We start from the raw sequence: 13,035 nt of genomic DNA, 5'->3' as shown, positions 1-13,035 counted from the left end.
AGCTCTCGCACAAATCAGGAGATATTTCTTAATCCATTTACCTTAGGGATCGACATGACATTATTCGACAAAAAATTTCAACAATTCAAACTTCCAACACAGTCTGAGACCTGCTGCAAATATCTTAATTCAAATTCACGATTGAAACCGATTATTATCTAATGTCAGTTTCGGGAATTATTCTCTTTATCTCTATCAGCTGCATGCCTTTGATTATCTCTTTGAATGGAGCTAGCTTCACTTTCAATCTTCTTGCCATACCAGAATGCCTTTGGCTGCTATTTGTTAGTTTTTACTCAAAAGTTCATATAGAGTTGAATCGAGATATCAATATCCAAAAATTAGTAGAAATTGGAATAGATAAAGAGCTTTCTAGCAATTTGCTTACCTACCATGACGATTTAATACATCGCAATAATAAAAGTATGGAAAGTTGTTGCATCTGCGGTTCCCGCTATTGCTACATACTTTCTTGGTATAGTAACAACCGTCGCAGGTGGCGCATTTACGAATATGAAAGAACAAGCTCTTAACGGGATGATTCAGCTGTTAGATGTCTCATTCACCGGACTAGTCGTTATTCTACTCGTAGTCGATATACTCTGGCCCATGTATCTATGTATGACCAAAAAAATGAAAAATTTTATTGATGCGTTACTCGTCATCAAATATGAGATGGATTAACTACAAAACCTATAGCAGTGACGGCTCTGATCGCGGACAACGTAAAGTAACAACCGTTTAGAGCCTTCCTGCTTTATCATAAATTGTTTGCCAAACTAAAACATTTGTGATGGTGAAAATCTATTACCCCTCTACAATCTCGCTCTTCTCCAACCATTCCATCTCGAGCTCATCTATCTCGCCTTGGATGCTCTGAAGTTCCTCGTTCAACTTACCGAGTCCCACAAAATCACTGGGATCTTGGCTCGCCATCTTCGCTTCTATATCAGCTTTAGAATCGTTGAGTTTAGAAATCTTGCGTTCAATAGCGCTCATGCGCTTTGAAGCTTCACGTCTGGCAATGCGCGCAGCCTTCTCCTCGGCAGCAGACTTCTGCTCATGCTCCTTCACCTCAGCATCGGAGAGCACCGATTCTGAACCAGTACTGACCAAACCGCCAGAAATTGGATTGTCCGGCACATCCTGCCCGTCAAGCAACTTGAAGTAGTCATCTACGCCACCAGGAAGATGACGGATCTTACCATTGAAGATAGCAAACTGATGATCAGTCACGCGCTCAAGCAAGTACGCATCATGTGACACCACGATGAGAGTGCCTGGCCAGGTATCTAGCAAATCTTCCATGACAGCGAGCATGTCCGTATCTAGATCGTTTCCTGGCTCGTCCATGATGAGAACGTTCGGCTCATCAAGCAAAATCAGCAGTAGCTGCATGCGGCGTTTCTGCCCGCCGGACAAGTCTGCGATAGGCGTCATCAGTTGAGCCGCTTCAAAGCCTAATCGCTCCATCAGCTGACCCGGCGTTGTTTCTTTTCCGTCTATGATGTAGCTTGGCTTGTAGCGTGACAGAACTTCCTGAACGCGGTACTTCCCCAGCTTTTCTAGCTCATCGAGACGCTGTGAGAGCACTGCAAACTTTACGGTCTTACCGATGTTGACATGGCCAGCCGTGGGTGTCAAAGAACCGTTAATAATCTTCAAAAGCGTAGACTTTCCCACACCATTTGCGCCCACAATGCCGAAGCGATCGCCAGGCCCAATGAGCCACGTAACATTGTCAAGGATGCGCTTTCCTACAACTGTCCGAGTATGAGGAACGCCGTTTGCGTCGTCGACTACTACATCCACAGAAACAGAGTCAGGCGTACGCTCATCCTTATTTTGCTCATACACCTGTGTCACATCTATCAAATCCACGACTTGCTTGCCCAGACGAGACGTAGCCATAGCCTTGAGCTCTAGGGTATTGCGCGGCTCTGGTACATCAGCAATAAGTTCGCGAGCAGCCTTCACATGAAACTTCTGCTTCGTAGAGCGAGCGCGAGCACCACGAGTCAGCCATGCAAGTTCCTTGCGAGCGAGGTTGCGACGCTTAGTTTCAGCTACATCTGCCTGACGTTCGCGCTCTACGCGCTGCATCATGTATGCAGAGTAACCACCTTCAAATGGGTCAATAGTTCCGTCATGCACTTCCCACATGCGTGTGCAGACTTCATCAAGGAACCAGCGGTCATGGGTAACTACCAAGAGTACACCGTTGCCGTCGCTCCACCGTGATTTTACATGTGCTGCAAGCCAGTGAATAGTTGGCATATCCAAATGGTTGGTAGGCTCATCAAGCACCAAGATATCCCAATCATGAAGAAGCAAACGTGCCAAATCCACACGACGACGCTGACCACCGGACAGTTGTCCCACAGTGGCATCAAGCGGAATATCCAGCAAAAGAGTTTCCACGATATCACGGGACGAGGCATCCGCCGCCCATTCGTAATCTTCACGGTTCTCGAGAGCAGCCTTCTTCACAGTATCATCGTCATTCAAGGAATCCCATTGGTCCAGCACACCCATAGTGAGACCACCCCGACGAGTGACTCGGCCAGAATCAATTGGCTGCTTTCCAGACAAGATGTGGAGCAACGTGGATTTGCCATCGCCGTTCTTTCCGACAATACCGATGCGGTCGCCCTCCACTACGCCGAGTGTAACGTCGTTGAAGATATTCTTCGTAGCAAATTCAAGCGAAACGTGCTCTAAGCCAATGTCATGTACTGGCAATGAAAACCTCTCTAAAGTTCCGTAATTAAAATCAGCTAAGCAATTTCGCGCGCATACGATGCACAGCGCGCAGCAAAAGCGCAGAAAGTTGCATCCGCCACACGATGAATGTTCGCATCATACTTGTCAAAGTCTTCGCGAATCTTCTTCACGTCACTCTTCTTCTTGACGCCTGCAAGCATCTCAGGAGTTGAAAGCCATTCGTCCAAAATCGCTGGAGTAACTTCCATGTGATACTGCATACCCAGCGCAGAACCATAAGCAAAAGCCTGCACTTTCGTCACGTCTGACTTCGCGATAATCGTTGCCCCATCGGGTACCGACACGACGTCACCATGCCAATGCAGCACATCCATACCTTCAGCATCAAGCTGCAAAAACTCATGACGGTGCACACGGTCGATATGCCCAAAGCCAATTTCCGACTGTTTGCCTTTCTTGAGTTTCCCACCGATAGCTCCAGCGATAATCTGGTGACCAAGACATACGCCAAGCGCTGGTTTGCTCAGCTTCACAGCTTCCTTTACGAGCTTATGCTCAGTTTTGAGCCCCGGATAATTATCGTAATCCTCGGCACCCATAGGACCACCCATGATCACAAGACCACAGTACTGACTTGCATCTGGCATTTCAGGCTTTTTCTGGTCCGCGATGAACATGATCTTCGTAGGAATCCCGGCTTCTTCAAGTGCTTCCTGAATGCGTCCTGGACGTTCCCACGCAACGTGCTGAAGGATAAGGACATAAGGCTTTGTGCTTTCAGTCATACTGCCTATTGTGCCACGCGGGCTTAACTTGGAGGGCAGAGAGGATTAGGCGCACTTTGATTCTTAAATTTTCTCAAAGTAATTCAATTTGGTAGTGTCACTACCCAACTGAATTACTTTATATATAAGCTAATTGTCTCTTCCTCTTGCTCTGCTTTGGGCGTACACCCATCTGCACTCCCAAAGCTTTCAACACTTTCATAACAGTCTCGAAGCTAGGATTTCCCTTCTCAGATAAGCTCTTGTATAAACTTTCGCGCCCAACTCCTGCTTCTGCAGCAATCTTTGCCATGCCTTGAGCCTTAGCTACATCACCTAATGCTGCAATGAAGGTATCTTTATCATTGAGCTGCAATACTTCATCAAGATACGTTGCCACAGCTTCTGGAGTTGTAAGGTGACGGCTTGGATCAAACTTCCTCATGTCTACCACTGTCCTTCTTGCTTATACCGCTGTAGGATTTCTTTTGCTCTTGCGATATCTCGGCTTTGCCTCGATTTATCGCCTCCGAATACTAAAAGACCAACCTACCCCGCTTATGAGCAAAATAAACCCGATAACCTGGCCCAAAAGTGAACCTCACTTCTGATAGGCCATCTCCTACTGGTTTAACATCACCAACAATATGGCTGGTAGTTTCCCAGTATCAAAACTTTGCATCAATACGAACTGCAGCCGTTGAATCTCTATGATTATCAATCTAATCTGCATATTCGTCAGATTCGAATATTTCCATAAATAAATTGTATCCTATAAGATACAGAAGGACAATATCCAACCACACTTTTTCACAGACCTAAGTTCAAGTGGGTAGTGACACTACCCACTTGAAATTTCCTCCGAAAAGCGTGGTCTCTATAAACTAGGCCAAACGTCTCACAAACCTAATAATCTTGTGCCTATGACACATTCAGCTTCATCTTTGCGCGTGTATAACACTGCCACGCACAGCATAATCCCATTTAAGCCGCTTAAACCTGGTCATGTGGGGATTTATGTCTGCGGCGCTACAGTGCAAAGCTCCCCTCACGTGGGGCATTTACGCGCTAGCGTAGCTTTCGACATCATCCGCCGTTGGCTCATGAAGCTTGGATATGACGTAACCTTCGTTCGCAATGTCACTGATATCGACGATAAGATTCTCGACAAGTCCGCAGCCGCCGGTCAGCAGTGGTGGCAGCGTGCTTATATATATGAGCGTGAATTTACTCATGCATATGAACTTCTTGGCGTCCTCGCCCCAACCTACGAGCCACGCGCTACTGGTCACGTGTCTGAAATGATTGATCTTATTCAACGTCTCATTGACCGCGGTCATGCCTATGTAGTGATGAATGAAGATGGCACTCCTTCCGGCAACGTCTACTTTGACGTTCCTAGTTGGGATAAGTATGGCGAACTCACTCATCAGGAGTCTGGAACTTTGCCAGCCGGAGAGAGCACTGCTGATTCTTCTGTCGAATCTGCCGCTCCGTCCATCGACAAAGCTGGCGACGATAAATACAACCCAGTAGACGACGCAGACCTGAGTGAGGATAAACGCTCTCCACGCGATTTTGCTCTCTGGAAGGCTCCTAAAGACACTGATCCGCTATCTGCTCGATGGAATACTCCCTTCGGCGTAGGTCGTCCAGGTTGGCACATCGAGTGCTCTGCCATGAGCCATAAATATCTCGGCGACGAATTTGACATTCATGGTGGCGGCTTAGACCTCCGTTTCCCTCATCATGAAAATGAAGTGGCACAGTCACACGCAGCAGGCTGGGGATTTGCTCACTACTGGATGCACTCCGCATGGGTCACCCAAAAGGGCGAAAAAATGAGCAAATCTCTGGGCAACGGACTAAGCTTAGAGAATGTGCTCGAAGGGTACACACCTTGGATGGTTCGCTACGCACTTGGCAGTGTTCAGTACCGTTCCATGCTCGAATGGAGCGACCAGACTTTAGAGGAGGCAAAGGCTGCTTACGAGCGCATTTCCGGGTTCCTTGGGCGCGCAGCGGACGTGCTGACCGATGCTGGCCTAGATATGCCAACTGCCACAGAAATCGCCAAGATCACTGCCGATGACATGCCCGACGCCTTCATTAAGGCTATGAATGATGACTTCAGTATCCCCGGAGCTCTCGGCACTATTTTCAGTACCGTGCGCGAAGGCAATACTGCTATTGCGAATGGCGATGTGCAATCAACTCTCGCAGCAGTGAAGGCAGTACGCTCCATGCTCGATGTCCTCGGTTTGGATCCGTTGAACACTCAGTGGGCAGCACATTCTGCAAATAATTCCACTGCCAACGGCAAAGAATCCACAGAACACTTAGCACTTAACGCTTTGATCTCCGCGCAACTTGAAGCTCGCTCTCAGGCACGCGCTTCTAAAGATTTTGCAACAGCCGACGCTATCCGCAATAACTTAACCGCGGCAGGCATTACAATTAAGGACGGACCTCAGGGCTCTACGTGGAAGCTAAACTAACCATGTGCCACCACGCATTTAAAATCACAATTAATGAACTCTGACAGATAGATAGAATAAGGACTTATGGCTACTTTTAGTTCTCTCACCGACCGCCTATCGAGCGCTTTTAAGAATCTGCGTTCTAAAGGCAAGCTGACCGAGTCTGACATTGACGGCACTATCCGCGAGATTCGCCGCGCCCTGCTCGATGCCGATGTCGCTGTCGACGTCGTACGCTCCTTTACTGGTCGCATTCGCGAGCGCGCACTAGGCGCAGAGGTCAACGAAGCATTGAACCCTGCTCAGCAGGTCGTTTCCATCGTTCACGAGGAGTTGACTGGCATCCTTGGTGCTGGCGTGGACCGCCCATTGAACTTTGCGAAGAACCCGCCAACTATCATCATGCTCGCTGGTCTCCAAGGTGCAGGTAAGACTACTCTCGCGGGGAAGCTCGGCTACTGGCTCAAGGATGCGGGTCATACTCCACTTCTCGTAGCAGCTGATTTGCAGCGTCCAAACGCTGTGCAGCAGCTCCAGGTCGTAGGTGAGCGAGCGGGTGTGGCGGTCTTCGCTCCAGAAGCTGGCGTATCTTCCGATGCTGTTGCAGCCGGTACAGCAACTCCAGGGCAAGATGCAGGAAACCCTGTCCAAGTAGCTCGTGACTCTATCGACTTTGCCCGCCAGAAACAGTACGACACTGTCATCATTGATACCGCTGGTCGTTTAGGCATTGATGAAGAACTCATGGCTCAAGCTCGCAATATTCGCGACGCTGTCAACCCTCATGAAATCCTCTTCGTCATCGATGCAATGATTGGTCAGGATGCTGTCCGTACTGCGAAGGCATTCGATGAAGGTGTGGACTTTACTGGCGTCGTCCTCTCCAAGGTTGACGGTGACGCTCGCGGTGGTGCCGCGCTTTCTGTGGCAAGTGTCACTGGTAAGCCAATTCTCTTCTCCTCTACTGGCGAGGGTTTGAAGGACTTTGAAGTCTTCCACCCTGATCGTATGTCTTCTCGAATCCTCGATATGGGCGATATTCTGACCCTTATCGAGCAGGCGCAAAAACAGTTCGATGAAGAGGAAGCTCGCAAGGCCGCCGAGAAGCTTTCTGAGGGTAGTTTCGGCTTGGACGATTTCCTTGAACAGCTTCAGCAAGTACGCAAGCTGGGCTCTATGAAGTCTTTGCTCGGTATGATTCCAGGCATGGCCGCCCATCGTAAAGAACTTGAGCAGTTTGATGAGAAGGAGATTGACCGCACTGAGGCAATTATTCGCTCCATGACGCCAGAAGAGCGCCGCAATCCTTCTATTATTAACGGTTCTCGCCGTGCTCGCATTGCTTACGGTTCTGGTGTAACTGTAACCGCTGTGAATGGTTTGCTTCAGCGCTTCGAACAGGCTGCAAAAATGATGAAACGTATGGGCGGCGCGACCGGAATTCCTGGCTTCGGTGGTGCTATGGGCATGGGCGCTCCTGCAGCAAACTCCCGCAAGGGCAAGAAGCTCAAAGCAAAAAATAAGAAGAAGATGAAGGGTCGTAGTGGTAACCCTATGAAACGCGCTCAGGAAGAGCAAGCATTGCGCGACCGCCTCGCAGGCAAGAAGCCAGCTGCTCCTCAAGGTTCTTCTTTTATGAAGCAACCAGAGCAGTCTCTGTCTCAGCTCCCTGATGGCTTGCCGCAACTTTCCGATGGCTTCGGCGGACTAGGAAACTTGCTCGGTGGCAACTAAATCTCGTTCCTCTTCGACACAACGCCGAAAATCAAAGAAAAGCGCGTCTGCTGATGGTGGGCGCGCTTTGTTGCTTGCACGTGCGAACGGGAAAGATTTACCTCTAGAGCATAGTGCGAAACGTAGGCCACAACGCGCGCAAAAAAGTTCAAGGGCTTCTCAGAGGGCGCCCCGCACGCGTTTGCACAGTTACACAAGTAGCCACAAGAAACGAGACACCATGATTATTTGGATTGCACTTGTACTCATCGCCGCATGGATGTGCTTGCGCTATCTTCCTGCTGGGATGGATGCCAAGCCTGGTCTTCCTCAACTTATTGCGCTTATTCCATTGCTGGCTGTACCGCTGGTAGCACTCGGTATAATGTCTCTTATCCTGCGCAACGGAGCACAAGCAATCGTGGTGGCTATCTTGCTACTCATACACCTCGCTTGGTCCGCAACCTTCTTTGTCCCCATGACCTCGGGCATGACGGCCATCCTTGGCTCTCCGCGTCAAACGATAACTTCGACTATGACGAGTACTACAGCTGGGCAACCTGCACAGACGTTAACCGTCATGACTATTAATACCCGCTACGGTCGCGCAGATACCGGCACTATCATGCACGAGATTCAGCAGAATGATGTAGATATTCTTGCTGTTTCAGAGGCAAATGATGACTTCATTAAGCGCCTACACGATTCAGGAATCTTGCTAACGCTCACCAATGAGCAATTAGGTACGCAAACAAATCATGATAATGCTGGATTTAATGCGATATGGTCCCGCTACCCTGTAGTTTCAGGTGGGGGTTCGCTCCTTGGGGACATGGGATCGAATACACCGTGGTGCGATGTGAACGTCAACGACCATACAGTTCGCATACTCTCTACACACCCATACTCACCCCAACGCGGAGTAGCTCAATGGGAGCACGACATCGCTGAACTTCCTCGTGCCACTGAAAAAGTTGCCACACCAGTCATCGTGATGGGAGACATGAATTCTAGCACTTTCCACCCAAGCCTGCGCAAGGTTATTAATTCAGGACTCTTGGACTCATCACTCGAACTGCACAAGGGCGCTCACACAACTTTCCCATCAAGCTGGCCACTCGTGCCGCCTCTAATAGAGATTGATCATGTGCTCCATACACGCGAGCTTGCAACAACTTCCATCGTCACAACTCAAATCCCACGAACCGACCATCTCGCTCTCATCGCTACGTTAGAGTGGAAGTAGTCTCGTTTCATTTTCGAAAGGACCATCATGGCAAAACGTTCAAATACAAAAATCAACTCATTCTCCGACGAATGGGAATATGTTAACAATGACGGCGTCCGTGCTCTCATCTCACGTCGTACCGGCTCATCCACTTTTGCGGTAAAGTTCAGCCATATTGGCAGCTTAAAGTTGACCGATGGCGATTACGAAATCCAGACAGATAGTAAGTACATTCCTCATGCAATCATAAACCAGATTATTGAGGACGATATCAAAGCTGCACGGAACGCCAAGTAAGCACTATCAATACCAGACAGGTAAAAAAGATGGTACGCCAACTCGTGAAACGACTATTAGTCGTGCTCACCTTGGTCGGACTCATCTCGAATCTAGAAGCTTGCGGAATCGCTAAATATGCTAGTCGACATTGGATGGAATCAAATATGATTGCACCAATGTACAAGGTGTACCCAACTAAGAACCCTGATGCCCTCTTTACTATGTTTCCAGACGGCTTCGAGATTGAGCAAATTTATACTACGGCGAACAACCAGTCTTTTGACCTTGATGTATTTGGCAAATCGGAGAATCACTCAATCACCGGCGAACTCTCTCGGTACCATGACGACGATGGGTACATCAAAATTTCAGATGTTTCGTATCAAGATGGACATTTTGTATTTTCGAACCCCAAAGCCGCAAAAGACTGGCCTCTTAGTGGTTTTCTCTTCCAACGTTTTACCCTAAATCAGAAGCTCCTTAACACGCTCAACGTCGAACGTCCAACAAGCGGTTTTTACTATAACTTCCAAATCGGTGAGTGGGATATGGAATATGACCTTAAATCTTCAAAAGTTTGCAGACTATTTGACTTGGAGGACAATAACATAAAGCACTTTGTATTATCCGGAGAAGATTGGACGATTGATCAAAAAAGACCAGAAATTAGACCATTTGTCAAAAAGATATCCTTCGATTTCACTGATAATACATACTACTCGGAAAGGATAGAACAAGAAATTCTATAGAGAACTTTTCACACATCTCAATATCTATTCATTACGCACCCTGCGACTTGGGGTGAGTAAAATCTGCAACTTCAAAATTCGTTTGAACGCCACTTATTATCGAGAGTTATCTCTATAATGGGTGGCGTTATCTGCGTTCGTTGGCGCCCTCAAATCCAACGTTCGCGGGGTTACACGTTTACCAACGATTTCATGCCCCACATGGATGACACGGTAGACACCCTAAAGATACAAGGAGAGCCATCTTGGCAACTAAGATTCGTTTGAAGCGTTTCGGTAAGAAGTTCCACGCAATTTACCGTGTGGTCGTAGCAGATTCCCGCACTAAGCGCGACGGTAAGGTCATTGAAGAGATTGGTCTTTACGATCCAAATCAGCAGCCTTCCCTCATCAAGATTGATTCTGAGCGCGCTCAGTACTGGTTAGGTGTAGGCGCACAGCCTTCTGAGCCAGTGTTCAATTTGCTCAAGATCACCGGCGACTGGCAGAAGTTCAAGGGCTTGCCAGGCGCTGAAGGCACTTTGCGCACTGCTGAAGACGGTCCAGATGCAGCTGCACGCATTGAGGCTGCTGACAATGCAGCTCAGAAGCTCAAGGCTGCAAAGTCCGAAGCTGCCGCAAAGGCTAAGGCTGAAGCAGAAGCCGCAGCAAAGGCTGAGGAAGAAACTGAGGCTCCAGCTGAGGCAGAGGCTGAGTAAAAATGTTGACTGAAGCTGTAGCGTACTTGATTAAGAACATCGTAGATTTTCCTGACGATGTTTCGGTGAAGTCCCACGATAGCGCTCGAGGCGAGCACATTCGCGTTCGAGTCAATCCTGAAGACATCGGTCGAGTTATTGGTCGCCAAGGTCGTACAGCATCCGCTATACGCACCGTGGTGCAGGCTATATCCGACCACAACGTTCGAGTTGATGTCATCGATGCGCGCCGCTGATTCTACGCATACAAACCCTCAACAGCGCAAACTGTTGAGGGTTTGTCGTATTGGACGTGCGCAGGGGCTGAAGGGCGAAGTTAACGTTCGTATCTTTACTGATGACCCTGCGCGTCGTTTCGCTCCAGGTACCGTACTCGTTACCAAAGATGGTCGTGAGTACACAGTAAAGCGGAGTCGTAATTTTAAGAATCGATGGATTGTCTTGTTTGACGCTATCAATGACCGCAACGATTCAGAGGCACTCAACGGGTTGGACTTGTTCATTCCAAAAGATGAGCCCACTGAAACCTCTCACGCTAGCAATTCCGATGAAGAAGATGCATGGTTCCTCGATGACCTTGTCGATTTAGAAGTATTGCTTGTAGACGATTCTGAGGCTGCACGTAAAGCGGATTATGACGGTGTCGACGCCCATCCTATCGGCCGTGTTTCAGGCGTTTTTAACAACACTGCTCAGGACTTGCTCGAAATCAGGCTAGAGAGCGGGAAGAAATCACTTATTCCATTTGTTGAGCAGATTGTGCCTATCGTAGACGTTGACGAAGATTACATTTTAATTGATCCTCCTGCCGGCTTGCTTGATTTGTAGATTTGTAGTCGTCTATTCTTAAGGATTTTCACGTGCTCATTGACATTATTTCTGTGTTTCCAGAATACTTTGATGTGTTTAATCTCAGCTTGCTTGGCAAAGCTCAAGACAAGGGGCTTCTCACATTTAATGTTCATAATTTGCGCGACTGGACTCACGATGTGCATCACAGCGTCGACGATACTCCTGTCGGCGGTGGTGCCGGCATGGTGATGAAGCCTGAAGTGTGGGCAAATTGCCTCGACGACCTACTAGATATTCCACCACTAGAGGACATCAGCGATGCCGATCCTCACATAGGTGAAAATTCACATACTACCCTAGTATTTCCTAATCCTTCTGCACCAACGTTTACGCAAGCAGATGCGACTGAGCTCAGCTATACAGATCATCTCATCTTTGGCTGCGGACGATACGAAGGTTACGATGGTCGCATACCCGCTTACTATAAGGCGCAAGGCTTTGATGTACGCGAGTATTCTATCGGAGATTACGTTTTGAACGGTGGCGAGGTCGCGGTCTCTGTCATGGTGGAGGCCACCACACGCCTTATTGATGGTTTTATGGGAAACCGCGACTCCATCGTAAAGGAATCCTATACAGGCTCAGAAGGGCTACTAGAACACCGTCAATACACTAAACCTACCTCTTGGCGTGGTATGGATGTGCCGGAAATTCTCCTCTCTGGACATCACGCAAACATAGACCGTTTCCGTCGTGATGAAGAGCTTCGTCGTACAAGCGACATTCGTCCCGATATCATTGAAAAGCTAGGATGTCGCATGCTTGATAAAAAAGACCGTAAGCTCCTTGTAGAGCTTGGCTGGGATGTCAGCGGTGAGCATCCAAAGCACTAAACCAGTACTTGTCGTTGGACATAGCCAACAACTATTACTGTCATTTGTTGACTTTATAAATATGCTTCCTTGTTTCTTTCGATGAACTTATCTGATACTCCTACTCCCTAAAGTACATCGCGAGAAACCACCGGCTCAATAATTTTTCGCAAGTAAAACACGGCCGTCTCACCATAGTCTTTGCGTAAGTAAGTCTCAAATCCCCAAGGAGCAGTAATTTCCGGTGTACGAATAGAGCGCTCAACCATCATCACGCCGTCATCGCTCAGCACGCCACCAAGCTGAGCAGTCTGCTCATTGACCGTATCTGTCGACACTGCATACGGCGGATCTATGAAAATCACATCGAACTGCTTCATATGTGACGAAGTAATCCGCGCAGAAAATATTTCTGCTTTCGTGCGAACTATGCGCACGCGCACATTCTTTGCATCTGGACCTTTGAGTCCCTGAGCAGTGAGAGCAATAAGCTTGGCAATTTGTGCATTCGCCTCAACGAAGGTGGCCGAGCATGCACCTCGACTGAGTGCTTCAAAGCCCAAAGCTCCCGTCCCCGCATACACATCAGCTACACGAGCATTGGAAAGTACACCGATTGCCTCCAAATGCGAGAATATAGCTTCTTTAGCGCGATCCGTAGTAGGTCGCGTTGTCTCGCCATTTTTTGGAGACTTAATCTCTTGTCCCTTGAATCGTCCGGCAATAATGTGCATAC

At 48.3% G+C, this 13,035-nt stretch carries 13 protein-coding genes; 9 read left to right on the top strand and 4 right to left on the bottom strand.

Going from position 1 to position 13,035, the window contains the following annotated elements; translation table 11 throughout:
* Positions 1-807: 807 nt before the first annotated feature.
* From ACFQY8_RS01410 to ACFQY8_RS01400, 3 genes are all read right to left on the bottom strand, one after another.
* Positions 808-2,742 (bottom strand): ABC-F family ATP-binding cassette domain-containing protein, encoded by a 1,935-nt coding sequence (locus ACFQY8_RS01410; RefSeq protein WP_377937887.1) that lies wholly within the window; start codon positions 2,740-2,742, stop codon positions 808-810.
* Between the two features lie 35 nt (positions 2,743-2,777).
* Positions 2,778-3,509: a type 1 glutamine amidotransferase gene (locus tag ACFQY8_RS01405; RefSeq protein ID WP_377937885.1), complete on the bottom strand. Its 732-nt coding sequence runs from the start codon at positions 3,507-3,509 to the stop codon at positions 2,778-2,780.
* 118 nt (positions 3,510-3,627) lie between these two features.
* Complete coding sequence (locus tag ACFQY8_RS01400; RefSeq protein WP_377937883.1) at positions 3,628-3,933, bottom strand: addiction module antidote protein; 306 nt, start codon at positions 3,931-3,933, stop codon at positions 3,628-3,630.
* Between the two features lie 478 nt (positions 3,934-4,411).
* Here ACFQY8_RS01400 and cysS point away from each other — a divergent pair, with 478 nt between their 5' ends.
* The 9 genes from cysS to trmD all read left to right on the top strand — a co-directional run bounded on the left by cysS (position 4,412) and on the right by trmD (position 12,320).
* Positions 4,412-5,986 carry a cysteine--tRNA ligase gene (gene cysS / locus ACFQY8_RS01395; protein WP_377937882.1) on the top strand — a complete coding sequence of 525 codons (1,575 nt, stop codon included), beginning with the start codon at positions 4,412-4,414 and terminating at the stop codon, positions 5,984-5,986.
* Positions 5,987-6,052: 66 nt separating this feature from the next.
* Positions 6,053-7,702, top strand: coding sequence for a signal recognition particle protein (gene ffh, locus ACFQY8_RS01390; protein ID WP_377937880.1), 1,650 nt, complete (start codon positions 6,053-6,055; stop codon positions 7,700-7,702).
* 220 nt (positions 7,703-7,922) lie between these two features.
* Complete coding sequence (locus ACFQY8_RS01385) at positions 7,923-8,927, top strand: endonuclease/exonuclease/phosphatase family protein (RefSeq protein ID WP_377937878.1); 1,005 nt, start codon at positions 7,923-7,925, stop codon at positions 8,925-8,927.
* A 27-nt stretch (positions 8,928-8,954) separates the two neighbouring features.
* A complete protein-coding gene (locus tag ACFQY8_RS01380) occupies positions 8,955-9,206 on the top strand; it encodes a hypothetical protein (RefSeq protein ID WP_377937877.1) in 252 nt (83 codons plus the stop codon).
* 146 nt (positions 9,207-9,352) lie between these two features.
* Complete coding sequence (locus ACFQY8_RS01375; RefSeq protein ID WP_377937875.1) at positions 9,353-9,937, top strand: hypothetical protein; 585 nt, start codon at positions 9,353-9,355, stop codon at positions 9,935-9,937.
* A 245-nt stretch (positions 9,938-10,182) separates the two neighbouring features.
* Positions 10,183-10,635 carry a 30S ribosomal protein S16 gene (gene rpsP, locus ACFQY8_RS01370; RefSeq protein WP_377937873.1) on the top strand — a complete coding sequence of 151 codons (453 nt, stop codon included), beginning with the start codon at positions 10,183-10,185 and terminating at the stop codon, positions 10,633-10,635.
* 2 nt (positions 10,636-10,637) lie between these two features.
* On the top strand, positions 10,638-10,871 hold the full coding sequence (locus ACFQY8_RS01365) for an RNA-binding protein (protein WP_377937871.1): 234 nt from the start codon (positions 10,638-10,640) through the stop codon (positions 10,869-10,871).
* Positions 10,858-11,463 (top strand): ribosome maturation factor RimM, encoded by a 606-nt coding sequence (gene rimM / locus ACFQY8_RS01360; RefSeq protein ID WP_377937869.1) that lies wholly within the window; start codon positions 10,858-10,860, stop codon positions 11,461-11,463. Before ACFQY8_RS01365 ends, rimM begins: the two co-directional genes overlap by 14 nt.
* A 32-nt stretch (positions 11,464-11,495) precedes the next feature.
* Positions 11,496-12,320: a tRNA (guanosine(37)-N1)-methyltransferase TrmD gene (trmD, locus tag ACFQY8_RS01355; RefSeq protein ID WP_377937867.1), complete on the top strand. Its 825-nt coding sequence runs from the start codon at positions 11,496-11,498 to the stop codon at positions 12,318-12,320.
* A gap of 107 nt (positions 12,321-12,427) precedes the next feature.
* Here trmD and rsmD read toward each other — a convergent pair whose 3' ends face one another.
* Positions 12,428-13,033, bottom strand: coding sequence for a 16S rRNA (guanine(966)-N(2))-methyltransferase RsmD (gene rsmD, locus ACFQY8_RS01350; protein ID WP_377937865.1), 606 nt, complete (start codon positions 13,031-13,033; stop codon positions 12,428-12,430).
* Between the last annotated feature and the right edge of the window lie 2 nt (positions 13,034-13,035).

This window comes from Alloscardovia venturai, assembly GCF_042676605.1.
In the GTDB taxonomy this organism is placed as follows: domain Bacteria; phylum Actinomycetota; class Actinomycetes; order Actinomycetales; family Bifidobacteriaceae; genus Alloscardovia; species Alloscardovia venturai.
This window is presented reverse-complemented; position numbering and strand designations above follow the sequence as displayed.